Consider the following 18,924-nt stretch of genomic DNA (forward strand, 5'->3'; position numbering starts at 1 on the left):
GGAATCCGGGAATTCCGGGCGGACAAGGCCCTGCGAGGCGTTCACGGAGCGCGCCTTCGGGCTGCCGCCCTGCTGCGGCCCGCCTTGCCCGGTCCCGCCGCACGGGCCACCGTGGTCGCATGACCACCTCTGCCGACGGCGGTGCAGCCCCGCCCGTCCCCGATGTGTTCGATCCGCGCCGGTACGCGGCCGGCGTGCCGTACGCCGCCTACCGCGTCCTGCGCGACCACCACCCGGTGTCCTGGCAGCGGGAGCCGGAAGTACTGGGGTGGCCGGCCGGGCCGGGGTTCTGGGCGGTGGCACGGCACGCGGACGTGGTGCGGGTGCTCAAGGACCCGGGGACGTACTCGTCGCACCTCGGCGCGACCCAGATCCGGGACCCTGCCCCGGGGGACCTGCCGTTCATCCGGCGCATGATGCTCAATCAGGATCCGCCGGACCACGGGCGGCTGCGGCGGACGGTGAGCCGGGCCTTCACTCCGGGGAGGATCGAGCGGTTCGAGGCGGTGGTACGGGAGCGGGCGCGGACCCTGTTCGCCCGGGCGCTGGAGGCGGCCCGGGCGGGGGACGGCACCGTGGACCTGGTCGCCGCCGTCACCGACGACTACGCGCTGCTCAACCTCGCCGATCTGCTGGGTGTCCCGGAGAGCGACCGGGGGCTGCTGCTGCACTGGACGCGGCGGGTGATCGGCTACCAGGACCCTGACGAGGCCGGGCCCGGGATGCTCGACGGCGAGGGCAGGCCGGTCGATCCGCGGTCGCCCGCGATGCTCCGGGACATGTTCGGGTACGCCCGGCGACTCGCTGCGCACAAGCGCCGGAACCCGGCCGACGACGTCATGACGGCCCTCGCCCACGACCCGGAACTCGGCGACGGCGAACTGGAGATGTTCTTCTTCCTGCTGACCGTCGCGGGCAACGACACGGTGCGCTCGGCCGCCCCCGGCGGACTGCTGGCGCTGGCCGAACACCCGCAGTCGTACCGCCTGTTGCGTGCCGGGAAGGCCGGGGCGGGCGCCGCGGTGGACGAGTTGCTGCGCTGGCATCCCCCGGTGCTGACCTTCCGCCGTACGGCCGCGCGGGACACCGAGCTGGGCGGGCGGCGCATCAGGGCGGGCGACAAGGTGGTCGTCCTGCACGCCTCGGCCAACCGTGACGAGCGGGCCTTCGCCGGGCCCGACCGGCTCGACCTCACCCGGGCGCCGAACCCGCACGTGTCCTTCGGGGACGGACCGCACGTCTGCCTGGGCGCCCACTTCGCCCGGCTCCAGCTGCGCGCTCTCTACGCGCAGGCGCCGGCCGTGCTGGAACCCGCCGGTCCCGCCGGGCGGCTCGTGTCGAACTTCATCAACGGGCTCAAGTCGCTGCCGATGCACCTGGGTTGACCTGGATCAGGGCATGGGTGCCGGCCGTGCGCCAGCGCTCCGGCTCGGCCGCGTCCAGGGCCGCTTCGGTGTCCGCGGAGAGTCCGGTGACCACATCGGACTTGAGGGTGCGCAGCGCCGCCACCGGGCCCGGGAACCAGGCGGTGACCTCGGCGAAGGGGGTGGTCGGCGCCCAGAGCCGGTCGCCCACCAGACGACGGTAGTTGAGGTCCCCCTTGAAGATCGTCAGCGCGGCGGAGGCGAAGTCGGCGCGCAGGTCGCCGGGCATCTCGGCGTACGGCAGCGGGGCGCAGGAGAAAGGGTGGGCGCGCACGGTGAGGCGGCCGTCGGCCATCGCCGACCAGAGGGTACGGCCGTACCCGGCGGCGGCGCCCGGGGCCGCGGTGAGCCTGCGCAGGGCGTCGAGCACGTCGGCGGTCGTGGCGTCGGAGACGTAGTACGGGTGGGGCTTGATGTGCAGGACCGCCCGTGCGATGCGGTCCGTGTCCAGGAGGTGGGCGATCAGCAGCAGGTCGGGGACGAGTTCGCGGCCGGCGTTGTCGGCGACGAGGCACAGGGTGCCGCCGCCGTGGAGCAGCGGCCACAGGGCGGCGGCGTCGTCGGCGACCAGGGCGGCGACGGCCTCGCCCGACTCGGCGGCGGAGAGCCGGAAGCCGAGGTCGGCGCGGTTGCCCCACAGGGAGCCGTGCAGCAGGGCCCGGTCCGCATCGCCGGCGAGGTCGTCGAGCGCGGCCAGTTCCTCGTCGGTCTCCTTGGCGTCGAGTTCGGCGAGCTTGAAGGGGCGGAAGGGGTCGATGCCCTGCCAGGGGCCGGGGCCGAAGTAGCCGACGGCGTCCAGGAGCCGGCGGTAGAACCAGCTCTCCGACCACAGCCACGGCACGTCGAACCAGGACCGGCCGACGTAGGTGTCCAGTCCCCAGTCACGCCAGCCGCCCGCGTCGCCGGGCAGAGGTTCGATCACGCCCTCGGTGCAGTTGTGCAGCAGCGCGTCGAGGGCGCGGTGCTGCTCGGGGCCGTACGGGAAGGCGTCCCGCACCTGGCGGATGATCGCGGGGTGCCGTTCGGCCAGCACGCTGTGCGGGAACGGGCCGGTGGTGCCGAGGATCACGGGTGCGGCGACGGAGTCGGGCATGGGCTCCACGCTATCGCGCGGGCCGCCCGGCTCCGCCGCACCGCCGGGCACCTGTCAGGCGGTTCTGATCTCGCGCTCCAGCTGGGTGGCGAGGGTCAGGTAGCGGGCGCGCCGGTGCACCGGGACCAGGCTGCGGATCATCAGGTGCCACATCTCGGCGACCCTGCGAGGCAGCCGCCCCACCGGCTCCAGGTTGCGGCCGGCGACCCGGGTGCCGACGAAGAAGCAGACCAGGGAGTGCGCGACCGCGCCGACGTCTATGTCCGGGTGGACGTCGGACTCCTTGACGGCGGCCATGAGTTTGCGGGTGGCGAACTCCAGCCACTCGGTGAACGGGTGCCTCAGCGGCGGCCGTACGGTGACGTCCGCGGTGGCCAGGCGCAGCCCGGCGCGCGGGATCGGGCCGTCGACGGAGAGCCGCGCGATCGCGAACGTGGTGCGCATCAGGGCTTCCAGCGAGGAGTAACCACGGCTGTCCATCTCCCTCACCAGCTGGCTGGAGGTGCGGGACTGGAGCTCCATGATGGCGTGCGCCAGGTCCTCCTTGGCGGCGAAGTGGAAGTAGAGCGCCCCCTTGGTGACCTTCGCGTGTTCGACGATCTCGCTCAGGCTGGTGGATTCATAGCCGTGCCGGTCGAAGAGGTCGGCGGCGGCCGTGATGATCGTGGCACGGGTCTGCTCCGCGCGTAACTGCCTCGCCATCGACTCGACGCTCCTTCACGGCTCCACGACTTCACGACTACACGGCTTCAGTGCTCGACGCCCTCTGGGCTTCACGGCTTCCAAACCGACGGGGCATGCGGTTTGTTTCTTTACCCCGTGCACACGATAGCTCACCGTGCGGCAACGGGAGGCAACTGTGCGGACCTGGTGAGGGACGCGGGCAAGTCGCGCGTGCGACCACGTGAACGGGTCCGCAGTGCACGAACGGACGAGATCAGAACGCGCCTCCCCAGCGTCCGCGCCGGTATCCCGAATGCCGCGGCCCACCGGGCGGCCATCGGTGATCGCCACGATACGAGCCGCACGGTTGGTTCTCAATGACACCCGGAAAGACTGCAAAACGGGCGATCCGGTCGGTGCCGTGCACTTCAACCGGCCCTGTGACCAACCGCGCTGAACAGTGCGGCGCCGATTCCCGTACTCAACCGGACAGAACCCCGTACCCGCCACCCGCCGAGGAGACGTCCCGCATGACTCGGACGACCGCCCGCCTGAGAGTCGCGGGAGCCGCCGTCGCGGCCCCGCTCCTGCTCCTGTCGTGGGCGGCGGGGTCCGCCCGGGCACACGGCGCGCCCACCTATCCCGTGAGCCGGGCCTACGCCTGCTCCCCCAGCGGCGGCAGCGCCTCGACGGCGGCCTGCAAGGCGGCGATCGCGGCGAGCGGGCAGAACTTCGTCGCCTGGGACGACGTGCGGGTGGCGGGCGTGAACGGCCGGGACCGGCAGGCGATTCCGGACGGCAGGTTGTGCAGCGGCAATCTGCCGGCGTACAAGGGGCTCGACCTGGCGCGCGCGGACTGGCCCTCGACCGAACTGACCCCGGGCGCCCGGCTGACGATGACGTACGCGGCGACGATCGCGCACTCCGGCACGTTCAGGCTCTATCTGACGAAGCCCGGGTACGACCCGGCGAAGCCGCTGACGTGGTCCGAGCTGCCCGCGCGGCCCTTCGCGGAGTTCAAGGACCCGCCGCTGACGAACGGGGCGTACCACTTCACCGCGACACTGCCCGCCGACCGGACGGGACGTCAGGTGCTGTACACCGTCTGGCAGACCAGCAGCACGCCGGACACCTACTACTCGTGCTCCGACGTGGTGTTCACGGCCAAGAAGGCCGCGAAGAAGGACCCTGCGAAGGACACTCCGACGGGCGCGGAGAAGGACGGCGGGGCGACGGCGGGCGCGAAACCGCGGTCCGGTACGACGCCGGCTCCCAGCGCCTCGGCGAGCGTCACCGGCCGGGTACAACGGACGGCGGCGGCCCCGGTCTCCCCAACGACCGGCACCGCCGCCGACAGCACCCCGGTGGCCTCCGACACGGACTCCGGTTCGGGCCCGTCGGCGCCACTGGTGGCGGGCGGCGCCGCCGCGGTGCTGGTGCTCACCGGCGGCGCCGCCCTGGCGTTGCGTCTGCGTCGACGCTAACGGCCTGTGTAACGAGGTCAGTTGACGAAGACGGCGGCACCGTTGTCGCTGACCGGGGCGTACTTGGCGGTGAAGTAGCCGGCGGAGGGGCAGAGGATGGAGCCGGAGGACTTCGCGAACGCCTGGTTGCTGAAGGCGAGGCTGTTGTCGGTGTTGGAACTGGTTCCGGACAGGCTCGCGGCCTGGTAGACGCAGGTGATGCTGCCCAGGAGGGTGGTCAGCTTCACCGTGGTCTGGATGGTCGAGCCGCTCGGCGGGGTGACCGCGACCGTGCCGTCCGAGGAGACCGCGGTGGTGTAGGGCAGGTTGTCGACCGTGATGCTGGAGACGCCGGTCACGCCGGTCACGTTGCTGGTGCAGCTGCTGAAGGTCTGCGCGGTGGCCGACTCGGTGGCGGTGCCGGAGGCGGCGGGGTTGTCGGTGACCGTCGCGGTGAAGGTCGAGGCCGCACAGGTGATGCCGCTGGTGCTGGTGGCGCTGGAGTAGAGGGTGGCGGTGGTGCCGCTGGCCAGCGACGCGCTGAGGGTGTCGCCGACCGCGACGGCGGTGCCGCCGGCGCTGCCCGTGGTGAGCACGGCGCCGTCGGCGGAGGCCGGAACGGTGGCCGCGACCGAGAGGGCGACGACGGTACCGGCGAGGGCGAGGAGGGATCGCGTACGCATGCGGGTTTGCCTCTTTCTTTGGGGGGTCTTGCGTGGGGTGAGGTGGGGGGTTCGAGGGCGCGCGAATGCAGCGCCGGCCGTTGCCGGCTCGTCACGCCTTCTCCGTACGTGACGGGCCGGCAACGGCGGTCAGGCCGGACACCGGCCGAAAGCCTGGGGGGGTTAGGCCTCCGACCGGGCCGGTCAAAGGCGTACGGGCACGGCCCCTGGGGGGAAGCGACCGTGCCGACGCCGCTGAGCGGAGCGGTGATCGAAGAGGCCGGGAAGCGGTCGATGCCGCTCGGCGGATCCGGCGCCACGGACCCGAAGGAAACAGGGAGAGTTGTAGACCTGATCACCCGTCAACGTCAAGGCCGATCAGGCGAGTTGAGCATTCGATCAAGGGAATGCATGGTCGGAACACAACTGACGCGAATTCAACACTCTTTTTTCACAACTGTCTTGACCCTGAAAAGTAACCGCCGGTAACTTTCGGCTTGGCTACTGCTGCGTAACGAGAAAGCCCTTGCACCCGCCGGGAGTTGCGAGGAGGCGTGCGCGGCAGCCGCTGTCCGCGCCAGGACAACGTGCCACTGAAGCCCAACCCGCGTGACCTAATGCATGGGAGCAGACATGGCCGAGTCCCCGGACGTTCCGTCCGCCGACAACACGCCTGAGAACCCGGGAAGCGGTTCTCTTTCCGAAACACCAGAGACCACCGGGGGTACCGGAGGGGCACCGAGACGCGGACGGGTCCGGGGCCGCCGGGCCGCCATGATGGCCGTGCCGGCCACCCTGGCCCTCGCCGGTATCGGGGTCCTGACCGCCCAGGGGGTGCTGGGGGTGACGCTCTTCATCTCCGGCATGCCCTTCACGGTCACCGCCAAGTCGCTCGACGGCACCGGCTTCGAACAGTTCGGCGCTCTCGACACCATGGCCGACGGCAGCCCGAACGCCGGTGACACCGGCGGCCAGGTGCTGGTCGTCACCTCCGCGATCAAGAAGGCGACCCTGGACAGCCTGTGCCAGAGCGTCGACCTCGGCGGCACCAACCTGCTGATCAAGGCGGGCAGCGGCTCGTCGAAGGTGGAGGCGACCGATCTCACCACCGACTCGACCCTGCTTTCGGGTGACGCGTCCTTCACCAACATCGAGATCGGCAACGACGCGAGCCAGCTCGACAAGGCGGGCGTCAAGGGACCCATAGGCGTCTTCGCCCAGCAGTCCGACACCGTGCACATCAACAACCTGCGGCAGACCAACTACAAGACGACCGCTGGGACGTTCACGCTTCCCGGCCTGAAACTCAGCTTCAGCGACACGGGTTGCTGATGTCCGGCACAGACACTCCAGATCAAGGATGGCGGCCCGCCTTCCGCGGTTGGCGGGCCCGTCGGCCGTTCCTGGGCGGCTTGCTGCTGACCCTGGGCGGCGGCTGGATCCTGCTCACCGTGAAGGCCTCGTTGAAGGTCGTCGTCCATATCGGCGTGCAGGGTGTGGCGGGCTATCTGCTGCCGGCGGTCATGGTGCTGTGCGGCCTGCTGACCCTCTTCAGCCCCTCACAGCGCCTCTTCTACTCCATCCTCGGCATGCTGTGCTCCCTGGCCAGCTGGGTCACCTCCAACCTGGGCGGCTTCTTCGTGGGCCTCGCCCTCGGGGCCGTCGGCAGCTGCCTGATCTTCGGCTGGCTGCCGGACCAGGAACCGCGGGTGAGCCGGCGCAAGCGCCGCAGGGCCGCGCGGGCCGCTGCGCAGCAGGCGCAGGGTTTCGGGGAAGGCGCGGGAGAACCGGCCTGAAACCGTGAAAGAGGCGGACCGACGAGTTTCGGTCCGCCTCTTCCGTATGTGCGGGGCCGGTCCCGGCCACCCGGGAAGCCGGGGCCGGGACCGGTTCGCCTTCCGAGCGCACGTGTCGCGATCACTCCTGTGCCGGCACGAGGGTGTGACGCCTCGGCCAGACCGGCAGCCAGTCCGTGGCGGTCTGTCCGGTGAGGGCCTGGCGCAGCCATTCCAGCAGCGTCAGGTCCGACTCGTACCAGTCCGCCCAGTTGCGCCGGAAGGCGGCGACGGTCCACCGGCCGTCGCCCCGGTCGACGAGGAACAGCTGGTCGCCCTCGACCGTGTTCCCCCACAGCAGCATGCCGCCCTTGGTGGGGAGCACCTCCCCCGGCACGAAGGGGCTGCGCTCCATCCTCGGCCCCATCCTCGCGGCGTACGACTCAAGCGTCCGGGGGCCGCAGACGAAGACGAAATCCGAGATCGTCGCGTCCCCGTAGGCACGGCCGAAGTCCACGTATTCCTCGGGGAAGGTCACCCCCCATTCCCTTTCCAGAGCTTCGAAGGTGCCCGCGGCCCGCTGCGGGGGCCGGCCGAGAACGGGGGTGAGGACATCTGCGGCTGACACGGCAACGGCCTTTCTCTGTCTACGTGCAATGGGCACCGCCCGTGGGCGTGTTCTCGATGACACACTCCAGGTCGGTGGTGCCGAAGGCGACGAAGTGCACCTCGGTCGGAATCGGCGAGGACGGATTACCGTACACGGGGGTCACCTCGATGAACTCGTGCCCACCGCCCTGAATGGCCTTCAGGACCGGTGCCTCCGCGTAGTCGAACATGTCCTGGTTGGCGACCTGGTACATGGGAACGAAGTTCCGGGTGTCCTTGTTGGAACCGCCGAACGCGTACCCGATGAGATGCCCTCTCGCACGGTTGTCGGACGGCAGGTTGGTCAGTCCGGGCAGGCCGAACCTGAGGTTGGGTCTGGGCGGTGGCGTGTAGTCGGACTTGTCGAGGCTGGCGAACGCTCCCGTGGCCACGCACTCACCCGCCTGCAGATGGCGTGGCAGGTAGACGATGTTGCCCTTGCTGTTGAATCCCGCGCCTGTGTCACAGCGGTCGTCGCGCCTGTTGGTCCCGGTGCCGTCGCCCAGTCCGCCGCTGTCGGCCGTGGCGGCGTCGGTGTCCTGCGCCGCGGACGAGCTGGTCGCATCGTGTCCCGCCGCGGCGGCCGGGTCCTCGTCCGGGGTGGTGCCGATGACCGGGGTGGTGTTGACGCCGCCGAGGTTCTGGTTCTTGGGACGGGTGGGGATGCCGTGGGCGCCGCAGTCGTCGTCCGCCGAGGCGGCCAGGGCGAGGCCGAAGAGGAGTTCCTCGGCGCTGGCGGAGGCGAGTTCCTCCCAGATGACGTCGCCGACCGCCTCCAGCCCCTCGGCCGCGGCCCCGCCACTCGCGGAGCTCGCAGCGCCGTAGCCGTAGGTCAGCGCCCCTCCGGCCGCGACTCCGTAGTACAACGAGTAGTTGCTGCCGGACGAGCCGTGCGAGCCGTAGGAACCGTACGAGTTGCCGTAGGAGACGCTGTACGAACCCGAGTCCGAGCCCGAACCGTGGCCGCCCGAGTGACCCGACGGCTCCCAGTTCATGGCGTCGTTGAACTCGTTCTCGAACTGCCGCTCCTGGTCGGCGATCTGCTGCTGCAGTGCTCGTTCGTCGGCCTCGTTCTGGGCCATCTTCCGGGCGTTCTCGCGCTCCCAGGCCTTGTGCTGGTCCTGGGAGTACTTCTCCATCCGGTCCCAGGCACCCGCCTGCCACTGCTTGAGCCAGGCCTGCTGCGCCTCGTACGCCTCCTCCTGGGCCTTGATGTCGTCACTAGTGCAGGCGTCGTGGCCGGAGGTGTCGGTGGCGTCGAGCGGGTCGTCGTTGCCGTACGCGTACGGGTTGGCGTTGACGGCCGGGGTGGGCGGGTTGCTCACCGTGTCGGCGCTGGTGAAGTCGCCGTTGGCCGGGTTGTACCAGCGGGCGGCGGCGTTGACGTAGCCCGTCCCCGGGTCGGTCCAGCCGGACTGGTAGCCGAGGTCGGTCTGGCTGCCGCTGGTGGCGGTGGGAGTGCCGTAGGGGTCGTAGGCGGTGGAGCCGGCGAGCGCCGAGCCGGTGGCGGTGAAGGTGGCGGTCACGTCGCCGTGGCTGTCGGTCAGGGCCAGCCGTGGGGAGGTGCCGTCCGCCGCGCTCACCGCCAGCAGGCCGTCGTCCGCACCGCGGGCGAAGTCCTGGGTGCCGTCGGAGACGGCGTTGTTCGTGCCGTCGGCGTAGCTGAAGGTGTGCGTGGAGCCGCCGGAAGCGGCGGTGGCCAGCCGGCCCAGGCCGTCGTAGGTGTAGCCGCCGCCCGCGCTGGTGGCGGTCAGCTGGTCGAAGGCGTCGGCGGTGTACGTGGTGGTGGAGCCGCCTGAGGTGACGCTCGACGTCGTGCCCCGCGCGGTGTAGCCGTACGTGGTGGTGGTCGAGCCGGACGTGACGGACATCAGTTCGTTGCGGGCGTTGTACGTGGCCGTGCTCGAACCGGCGCTGGTGCGGTTGCCGTTGGCGTCGTAGCCGTACGCGGTGGTCGAGGAGCCGGTGGTGGCGGACTTCAGGCGGCCCGCGTAGTCGTAGTCGTAGGTGCTGGTGCCGGAGCCCGCCGTCCCGGTGGTGGTCCGGGTGGCCATCTGGCCGTCGGCGTTGTACGTGTACGCCACCGACGCCTCCGTGGCCCCGGAAGGGGTCTTCAGGACGTCGGAGGTGAGCTGGTGCAGCGTGTTGTAGTCGTAACCGCGGGTGGCTCCGTTCGTGCCGTAGGTGACGGTCTTGGGCTGCCCGAGTTTGGTGTACGTCAGCGTCGCCGTGGTGCCCGTCAGCGGGTCGGTCTCGCTGTTGACCCGTTCGTCGGCGTCGTAGCCGAAGGTGGCGGTACCGGTGGCGTCGGTGCGGCTGCTGATTCCGCCGTTGGCGTCGTAGGCGTAGTTCGCGGTGCCGCTGGGACCGCCCAGGGTGAGGAGGAGGCCTCGGTCGTCGTAGGTGAAGGTGTCGGTGCCGGTCGGTGCGGAGACGGAGGTGAGGCGGCCGTCGTCGTCGTAGCCGAAGGAACGGCTCGCGGTGGCGCCTTCGGCGCCGCTGCCGGACTCCGCCGTCAGCATGCCGTTGTCGTCGTAGGACTCCGTGAGCCTGACCCCGCCGGGGCGGGTGATGCTGTGCTCGTGGCCGTCGGCGTCGTAGGAGAACGTCGTGGTGCGGTCGGCGGCCGAGGTGAGACCGGTGACGCTGGGGGCGACGCTGGTCTCCTGCTCTCCCAGCGGGTTGTAGGTGTAGTAGGTCACGTTCTTGTCGGCGTCGGTGTAGCGGGTCTCGTTGCCCGCGGCGTCGTAACCGAAGGAGGTCGTGATCGAGGTGGTGGCGTCCACCGGCTGGGTCTGGCCGGTCACCCGGTTCAAGGCATCGTAGGTGGTGGTGCTGGTGTGCTGCCTGGGGTCGGTGGCGGTGGTCTGGTTGCCCGCCGCGTCATAGCCGTACGAGGTCGAGGCGAGGGTGGCGCCGTTCGCGTCGAGCTGCGTCATGGAGACCAGCCGCTCGGCCTGGTCGTAGCTCTCGGTGCTGGCCGTGGAGTCGGCGGCCGTGGTTCTGACGACCTGTCCGGCGACGTCGTACGCGTACGAGGTGGTGTTGTTGAGCGAGTCCGTCACCGAGCTGATCTCACCGAGGGCGTCGTAACCCGCGGCCGAGGTGTTGCCCAGCGGGTCCTGGATCGAGGTGAGGTCGCCGAGGCCGTCGTAGCCGTAGTGGGTGGTGTACGCGGCCGGGGTGGGCCTGCGCTCCACCTGGGTGCTGGTGGCCTCGCGGCCGAGCGCGTCGTACGTCGCCTCGGTCCTGGCACCGGTCGGGTCGGTGGTGTTGAGGACCTCGCCGTCGGTGTCGTAGCCGACGTGGGTGACCAGACCGCCGGGCAGGGTCTGCTGGACCCGGTCGCCGAGTTGGTCGTAGACGTACGACGCGGTGTGGTTCAGCGGGTCGGTCTCGGTGTGCACGTCGCCGAGCGCGTCGTACGTGTAGGAGGTGGTCGGGGTGATGGTGCCGGAGCCGTCCGGCGGGGTGTACGCCGGCTGGGAGACGGCCTGGACACGGCCGTCGAGGTCGTAGGTGGTGGTGACGATGTTGCCGTCGGCGTCGTCGGTCTCGACCGGTTCGCCGAAGGTGTCGTAGCCCGACTTCGCGATCGCCACGGTCTGCTGGGCGGCGCCCCCGCCGGTCTCGGTACTGACGGGCGGCGAGGACGTGGTGGTGAGCCGGCCGTCCTCGTCGTAGGCGTAGGTGGTGGTGTACGCGGACGCGGTGGCACCGGCGGCGTTGCCGCGCGCGTCGGTCATCGTGACCGGCAGGCCGCGCTGGTCGTAGGTCCAGGTGGTGGTCAGCGGCGCGGAGCCCGCGGTGCCGGACGAGGTGTGCAGCGCGGCGACCTCGGTGGCGGACAGGACGCGGTTGTACGTCTGGACGTTGCCGACCGAGCCGTTGAAGTACTGGGCGGCCGCGCCTGCCGTGTATCCCCGGCCGATGACGAACGCCCCGGAGCTCGCGATCGGTGTGGTGTCCGTCGCCGTGTTCTGGGCGGTGCCGTTGACGTACAGCGTCATCTTGCCGCTGCTCGCGTCGTACGTGCCGACCAGGTGGGTCCAGGTGTTGAGGGTGGGGGCGGCGGTGGAGGTGGCACCGGCGAGGGTCGGGGACGCGACGTCGGTGGTGGCCCGGTCGAACGCCCACCGGCCCGCGGTCGGGTTGTAGTCGAGGGAGAAGCCGGAGGCCTGGGTGCCCTGTTGGGCCATGACGGTCTGCCAGGTGCCGGTCGGGGTACTGGTGATCTTCGCCCAGGCGGACACCGAGAAGCCCTTGGTGGTGTCGACCACCGGGCCGCCGGTGGCGATCTGGCCGGCCCCGGCGAAGACGGCGGAGCCGCCGTTCTCCGTCGACCAGTTCGTCGAGGCGTTCAGCGTCGCGGCGTTCCCCGCGCCGGAGTGGTCGCCGGCCGACGGGTTCTCACCGTCGTCCAGCTTCCACCAGCCCGCCGCGCCCACGGTGACCGGGGACTCACCGGTGGTGGTGGCCGAGGTGTAGAGCTGGCCGATCTCTACGGGCTTGAGTTCACGCCCGTAGAGCTGGACGTCGCGGACCCGGCCCGCGAACCAGTTGACCGAGGCGGCGGCGGCCTTGCCCCGGCCGATCGCCACGCCCGTGGTGCTGGCCATCGGTGTGGGGTCGGTCACCAGAGTGCAGTTGAGGCAGATACCACTGACCTCGACGTTGTTGACGTACAGGCTCATGTTGCCGAGCGCGTCCATGATGCCGACCAGGTGGGTCCAGGTGCCGGTGGTGGCCGGAGTGGGGTCGCTGGCGACGTAGTTGGTGGCCGTGCTGGTGTCGTTGCTCGCTCGGACGAAGGCCCAGGACTTGGTGGTGTGGTTGTACTCCAGCTGGAAGGCGCTGTTCTGGGCGCCCTGCTGGCTGACGACCGTGAAGTCCTTGGTGGTGCTGGTGGCGCTCAGGTAGGCCCACGCCGAGACGGAGAAGGCCTTGGTGGTGTCCACCACGGGTGTGCCGCTGGTGAGGACGGCGCCGGAAGTGCCGTTGAACGACGTGTAGTTGCTGCCGGGCGGCCCCCAGGAGGTGCCGGTGGACGGCGTGCCGGTGAAGCCGCTGCCCGAGGAGTCGGCGGCCGTGACCGCGCCCTCGTCGAGCGGCCAGTAGCCGGTCGGCCCCGTGGTGTCGGTGCGTACGGACTGGGCGATGCGGTTCCCGGCGGCGTCGTAGGAGTAGCCGATCTGCCGGGTCTGGCCGCCGCCGGTGAGGATGCGGGACAGGACGTTGTCGTCCGGGTCGAAGGTGTTGACGGTGATCCGGTTGACCCCGGACGGGTCGACCGCCGTCTTCGTCGTCCGGTCGGCGGCGTCCACGGTGTACTGGGTCTGCTTGAGGCAGGCCGTGCCGGACCAGACGTCGCACTCCCACGTCATGTTGCCGGCGGCGTCGTAGTCGTAGGCCTTGGTGGTGGTCGCGACGGAGGTGCCGGAGGCGTCGGTCTGCGACTGGAGCAGGTTGTCGTCGAAGTAGCTGTAGGCGGTGGTCCGGCCCATGGAGTCGGTGACGGACGCGAGCCGCCCCGCCGGGTCGTAGGCCCGGGACTCCACGACCAGGTCGGTCGGGTCGGAGGGGGCGGTCGGGTCGCCGGTCCAGCCGAGCAGGGTGGTGGTGAGCAGCTGGCCGGTCGGCGAGTAGGCGTAGCGGTAGGTGGTGCCGGCCGGGTTCGTCTCGGTCGTCCTGTGGCCGAAGCTGTCGTAGGTGTACCCGGTGACCTGGCCGGCCGGATCGGTGACGGTCTTGACTCGGTCGTTGTCGTCGTAGACGTAGGCGGTGGCACGGGTGGCGTCGTGGCCGGTGGTGTCGGCGGTCGACGTGCCGGTCAGGTCACCGTCGGCGTCGTACGTGTAGGTCGTCTTCGGGGTATGGGTGACGCCCCTGACCGCGTCGGTGGTCGCCGGACCGGTCTCGGTGAGGGTCCGGCCCAGCGCGTCGTAGGTGTACGTGGTCTGCACGCCGCCGACCGGCGCGCCGGAGGAGCTGAACGTCACCGGGTAGGCGGTGGTGCTGACCGCCTTGGTGGTGAGGTGGCCGAGGAAGTCGTTCAAGTAGTAGGTGACCTGGCCGGATGGGTCCGTCTCGCTGCACACCTTCCCGAGGCGGTCAGTGCCGCAGTAGTGGTAGCGGGTGACCTTGCCGCTCGGGTCGGTGACCGTGGCGAGCATCCCGTACACCTCGGTGTACGCCACGCCGATGTTGTCCGTGAAGGTCTCGTTGTCGTTGTAGTACGTGTATCTGGTCCTGCGGCCGCTCGGGTAGTCCGGTGTCGGGGGCGTGGTGACGGTGGCCAGGGCGCCGAACGGGGTGTAGGTGTAGGCCGTCCGGTAGGCCGGGTTGGCGGTGCCGGTCGCGCCGGAGCGGGCGTCGGCCGCGTAGAGGACCTTGCCGTTGAGCGGGTCCATCGGGTCGGACGCGTTGGTGTGGTAGCTGAAGTAGGAGGTCTGGCAGGAGTTCACCTGGCGGCAGGTCGTGGTCGCCAGGACGTTGCCGTACGTGTCGTGCTGACGGCTGGTCGAGTGCCCGTCGGGGTCGGTGACGGCGTCCTGGAAGCCGAGTGAGTCGTAGGCATAGGTCGTCCGGCCGCCGCCCGCGTCGGTGACGGAGGTGGTGCGGTTCCGGTTCGACGGGTCGAAGGTGTACGTCTCGGTGTGCTGCGCGGGGTCGGTCACGGTCAGCGTGGTCGACGGCATGAGCAGGGTGGCCGAGCCCTTGGCCGTGTACAGCCCGAGCGGGGCCTCCACGCTGCTCTGGCCGAGGTCGGTCTGGTAGATGCCGACCTGGCCGATCTCGCCGTTGAAGTATCCCTGCGCGTTGGCGGGCGGCTTCGGCCAGGAACCGGCGACGTACCCGGCGCCGACGCTCACCGTGGTCTCGCCCCAGGTCTTCACCTGGCCGGCGATGGTCTTGCCGGTGCGGGTGGCCTGGCTCTGTCCGTCGAGCCACAGGGTCTGGCCGGTGCCGCTCGCGGTCATCACCACGAGGTGCCAGTTGCCGTCGTTGACCGCCGCCTTGGAGGCCATCGGGGAGAGGCTGCCGTCCCAGAACTGCCCGTGCAGCAGACCGTCCGTGCCGATGTAGAGGGCCGGGGTGTAGCTGGTGGGCACCGAGCCGATCGGGGCGTTCTGGTACGAGAGGAGGACGCCGCCCGCCTGCTTGGTGTTGAACCACAGGGCGACGGAGGCGTTTCCGCTGCTGTCGTCGAGGGCTCCGGTGGGCAGCGACAGGGAGGAGTCGGTGCCGTTGAAGCCGGCCGCGGTGTCCCCGCCGGGGCCGAATATGCCGGGTTCGCCCAGCATGACGTCGTTGTAGATGCCGTCGGACGTGCCGTCGGCCGGGCGGTCGACGCCGTACTGGTCGGCGGCGGTGAGGCCGGCCGATTCGGTCATCGGGTAGTCGTGGACGGGCCGGGTGCCGCGGACGGCGCCGTAGTAGTAGCCGTTGCTCCCGGTGGTGACCGGAGTGGCCAGCTGGTAGGCACCGCCGTCGGCGTCCGTGACGGAGGAGGCGCGGTCGGTCAGCGCGTCGTAGCCGACGGCGAGCGCGGTCTTGCCGGAGGGCAGGGTGGTGCCCGTCAGTTCACGGGAGGCGAGGGTGGCGGAGGCGTACTCCTGCTGGACGGCGGGCAGGCCGAGCGGGTGCTGGAGGAAGGAGACGTCCTCGATCTGGCCGTTGAACCAGCCCAGGGCGTTGCCGGAGGGGATCGACGGCCAGGATCCGGCGAGTTCGCCCGCGCCGACGGTGGTGTAGGGCTGGCCGCTCACCGTGATGGTGCTGCCGGTGCGGGTGGCGACCTGGGCACCGTCGAGGAACAGGGTCTGGCTGGTGCGGGCCCCCGACAGCACCACGTAGTGCCACTTGCCGTCGTTGACGGCCGCGGGCGACGCCATCGGCGTGGCCTTGCCGTCCCAGAACTCGGCATGGATCTTGCCGTCGGTGCCGATGTAGACGGAGGGGGTGTAGTTCGCGGAGACGGCGGTGCCGGGTTTTCCGCTCTGGTAGGAGAAGAGCGTCCCGCCCGCCTGCGTGGTCTTGAACCACATGCCGAGGGCGAGGTTGCCGGCGTTGGCCGGCAGGTTGTCGGGCAGCGCCAGGTAGGAGCTGGTGCCGTTGAAGGAGGCCGCGGTGGCGGGGGTGCCGGCCAGCGGGCCCGCCTGGCCGAACGTGACGTTGGCCGCGGTGGCGTCGGTGGTGCCCTCGTTGGCGACGACGCCGTCCTTGGCGGTGGCCGAGCCGGTCGCGTCGCCGAGCCGCCAGTAGTCCGTGGGGTTGGAGTCCAGGACCATCGAGGCGAAGTGCGATCCGGAGCCGGCGCCGGAGGTGTAGCTGTACTGGGTGCAGGCCGTCGCGGTGGTGCTGCTGCTGGCGGGCGGGCAGACCGAGGTGAGGTCGCCGGCGGAGTCGTAGCCGTACGTCCACGGGTTGCGGGTGGTCGCGAACAGGCCTGGTTTGGAGGTGACCTTGTCGACGTGCGGGACGTTCTTGACGGTGCCGTCGGAGGCGGTGACCTGCTGGACGTCCCAGGTGAGCTGGAGCGTGACACCCATGTCGGCACCGTTGAAGTCGCCGTTGTTGTAGCCGTTGTCCTGACTGAGCACGTAGCCGAACCCCGTCGGCTCCTCGGGCTTGATGGTGCTGCCGTCCGGAAGGGTGAGGGTGACGGGCAGCCACTGGATGTCCAGGCCGTGACCGTTGCGGTTGCCGTACTGGGTCAGACCCCAGTAGGTCTGGCCGGTGACAGGGTCGGTGACCTGGTTCTGGAAGAAGTACCGCGTGCCCGACTTCTCCGTCAGCATGAAGCCGGAGGTGCCGTACCCGGACGCCGGTGCGGACAGGACGGCGTAGTCGCCGGCCGGCGGGCTGTAGGTCCCGTCGCCGTTCGCGCCGAACCGTTCCTGGCGCCCGTCCGCCAGGGTGATCACGACGTTGCCCGAACCGTCCGCGTCCTCGGTGGCGCGCATGTCCAGCAACGACGACCAGCCCGCGCCGAACGCCTTGAAGACACCGGGGTCGAGGCTGTTGTAGGTGCGCTGGACGCTGAGCGTCGGGCCGTCGGACGGGCCCGGGATGGTCGCGTCGGTGGTCTGCGTCGAGTAGTCGCCGAGCTGCGGGTCGACGCCCTTGACGGTGGCGTCGTACGGAGCCGCGCCGAGATGCGCGGTGACGAGCGGCTGGGGCGCGGCCGGGATGGTGAAGTAGTCGGGCGCGGACCACAACGAGGCGGCGTTGCCGTCACTGACCTGTGCGGTCCAGTAGAACGTCTTGCCGTAGGCGAGCTTGCCGGCCGGGACGGTCCAGGTGGACGTGGTGAGCGAGCCCGAGGAGGCCAGCGCGGTCGTCGAGCCGTTGGCGTAGACGTTGAACGAGTAACTGAGCGCGGTGCCGGGGTAGTTGTCCGGGTCGTGCGCGGTCACGGCCAGCGTCGGGGTGAGGCTGAACACCGAGCCGTTGTTGCCGGGCGTGAACGTGTCGACGATCGGCGGGTTGTTGACCACGGGCAGGGAGTAACAGGTCTGCGGGACACCGTAGGTGGAGAACAGCGTCCCGTTGTAGGACATGTCCCAGCAGATCAGATAGGTCTGCCCGGCGGTGAGCGCGGGGATCGACGCGGTGACGGTGACCGGCTTGTTCGGTGCGACCGTCGAGGGCATCACCGCCGGGGTCGCGGCGGGGCTGGTGAGCAGGGTGCGGGTGGTGCCGGAGACGGTGTAGAGCTGGTACGAGAGCTTGTAGCCGTTGGTCGGGGTCCAGGTGGCCGTACCGCGGTTCTGCACGGTGACCTTGCCCCAGCCGGGCTGGTTGTTCCACGGCGAGGCGTAGCTCACCTCGGAGTAGGAGGCTCCGGCGCCGTTGGGCGTGTACTCGATGGCCAGGTAGGGGTCGTCGGCGTAGAACTCCTTGGCCGCGGCGGCGGTACTGGCCGCCGTGAGTGCGAGCCCGTAGTTCGGCGCCCAGCCGTGGGCCCAGTTCATGACCGTCTTGGTGTCGAGGGAGATGCCCTCCCACTGGCGGCCGTTGGAGCAGTCGGTGCCGGCCGCGAAGGAGGCGCTGCCGGCCTGCGCCCCGTAGGCCGGGCCCGGGTAGGTGTTGATCTTCGCCGGATCCCAGGAGGCGCTGACCGGGTAGACGTTCACCGCCTGGGCGGAGCAGGTGCCGGTCGTGTCCAGGCCGGAGTACTCGGTGTCCAGCCAGAGCGTCGAGTTGACGACGTAGTCGTTGGCGAACTGGGTGCCGAAGCCGCTGAACTGGAGGAACGAGTTGTAGTCGTGGCTCTGGTACTTGCCGACGTACAGCTGCCCGTTGCCGTGGAAGTTCTGGGTGACGCCGGACTCGACGTAGGTCGAGGAGGAGGCGTTGCCCTGGCCGGTCGGGTTGCCCGCGGCGGCGGCCGTCCGGTAGGAGGCGGCGTCAGCCGTTCCCGGGGTGCCGGCGGAGGTGCCGGTGGCGGCCGTGATGCGCGCCCAGGTGCCGTCCGGCTTAAGGTAGTTGACCGCGTGTGTATGGACCTGCGCGGTGTAGGTTCCGTCGGCGTTCCTGAAGACGGTCGTGGTGGCGGTGTCGAGCTTGGGCTGCTCCACGCTGGTGGACGCGACAAAGCCCCGATGCTTCTTCGTCACCGGTGCGGCGACGGGCTTCGGGGCTTTGTGGATCCGGCTGCCGGAGTTCACCGGGTCGCTCTTCGTGCCGTGGGCCTTGTACGCTCCCACCGCGCCCTTGACCCGGCCGGGACGGGAGTTGGGCAGCACGGTTCTGGCTCTGCTCCCGGTCGCCGAGGCCGGGACCGCGTGCTTCTTGCCCGCCGCGGTGCCGGTCTGCTGTCCCGGAGTGGCCGGGGTGGCCGCCGTTCCCGGTAACGCCTGGGCGGCCTGGCTGCCCTGTACGCCGATCAGCGCGACGGTCGCCACCAACGCCGTGGCTCTCAATGCCAACGGCACGTGCCGGACGGATCTCCACAAACGGCCCATCATCGTTGCCCCCAGCGATGCCCAACATCCAACTCCGGACAGCCGGATCTTCTATCAGCGCGAGGACAACCGGGGACAGCCATATATCCCGGGCCATTCGCATCAAAGACCGGCATTGCGCTCCAGGGTTGACCGGTACATTGCAAGGCCTTGTAGCTTTCCTGCCCAACTCCCGCCCCAACCTTTCCAGTTGGCGAGTAAGGCTGCTCTCACAGGACATCAGAGG

Annotated in this window: 9 protein-coding genes; 4 read left to right on the forward strand and 5 right to left on the reverse strand. The window is 70.2% G+C overall.

What is annotated here, in order from left to right; all coding sequences use genetic code 11:
* Positions 1-119: 119 nt before the first annotated feature.
* On the forward strand, positions 120-1,385 hold the full coding sequence (locus ACZ4UV_RS40775) for a cytochrome P450 (RefSeq protein ID WP_467845047.1): 1,266 nt from the start codon (positions 120-122) through the stop codon (positions 1,383-1,385).
* On the opposite strand, the gene ACZ4UV_RS40780 is transcribed toward ACZ4UV_RS40775, so the two are convergent.
* Positions 1,357-2,517: a damage-control phosphatase ARMT1 family protein gene (locus ACZ4UV_RS40780; protein ID WP_467845049.1), complete on the reverse strand. Its 1,161-nt coding sequence runs from the start codon at positions 2,515-2,517 to the stop codon at positions 1,357-1,359. The two genes, ACZ4UV_RS40775 and ACZ4UV_RS40780, sit on opposite strands and share 29 nt — an antisense overlap.
* Positions 2,518-2,571: 54 nt before the next feature.
* A complete protein-coding gene (locus ACZ4UV_RS40785) occupies positions 2,572-3,219 on the reverse strand; it encodes a ScbR family autoregulator-binding transcription factor (RefSeq protein ID WP_351492647.1) in 648 nt (215 codons plus the stop codon).
* A 491-nt stretch (positions 3,220-3,710) separates the two neighbouring features.
* On the opposite strand from ACZ4UV_RS40785, the gene ACZ4UV_RS40790 reads away from it, so the two are divergent.
* Positions 3,711-4,664, forward strand: a complete 954-nt coding sequence (locus ACZ4UV_RS40790) for a lytic polysaccharide monooxygenase (RefSeq protein ID WP_467845053.1) — start codon at positions 3,711-3,713, stop codon at positions 4,662-4,664.
* 17 nt (positions 4,665-4,681) lie between these two features.
* Here the strand turns inward: ACZ4UV_RS40790 and ACZ4UV_RS40795 are convergent, their stop codons facing one another.
* Positions 4,682-5,326 carry a Tat pathway signal sequence domain protein gene (locus ACZ4UV_RS40795; protein WP_451016784.1) on the reverse strand — a complete coding sequence of 215 codons (645 nt, stop codon included), beginning with the start codon at positions 5,324-5,326 and terminating at the stop codon, positions 4,682-4,684.
* A gap of 612 nt (positions 5,327-5,938) precedes the next feature.
* On the opposite strand from ACZ4UV_RS40795, the gene ACZ4UV_RS40800 reads away from it, so the two are divergent.
* Positions 5,939-6,637, forward strand: a complete 699-nt coding sequence (locus ACZ4UV_RS40800) for a DUF6230 family protein (RefSeq protein ID WP_451016783.1) — start codon at positions 5,939-5,941, stop codon at positions 6,635-6,637.
* A complete protein-coding gene (locus tag ACZ4UV_RS40805; RefSeq protein WP_451016782.1) occupies positions 6,637-7,101 on the forward strand; it encodes a DUF6114 domain-containing protein in 465 nt (154 codons plus the stop codon). The genes ACZ4UV_RS40800 and ACZ4UV_RS40805 overlap by 1 nt, the downstream gene beginning before the upstream one ends.
* 121 nt (positions 7,102-7,222) lie before the next feature.
* On the opposite strand, the gene ACZ4UV_RS40810 is transcribed toward ACZ4UV_RS40805, so the two are convergent.
* Positions 7,223-7,708 (reverse strand): SMI1/KNR4 family protein, encoded by a 486-nt coding sequence (locus ACZ4UV_RS40810; protein ID WP_451016781.1) that lies wholly within the window; start codon positions 7,706-7,708, stop codon positions 7,223-7,225.
* A gap of 19 nt (positions 7,709-7,727) precedes the next feature.
* Complete coding sequence (locus ACZ4UV_RS40815; protein WP_467845058.1) at positions 7,728-18,689, reverse strand: LamG-like jellyroll fold domain-containing protein; 10,962 nt, start codon at positions 18,687-18,689, stop codon at positions 7,728-7,730.
* Between the last annotated feature and the right edge of the window lie 235 nt (positions 18,690-18,924).

Source organism: Streptomyces sp. NPDC028289, assembly GCF_055565975.1.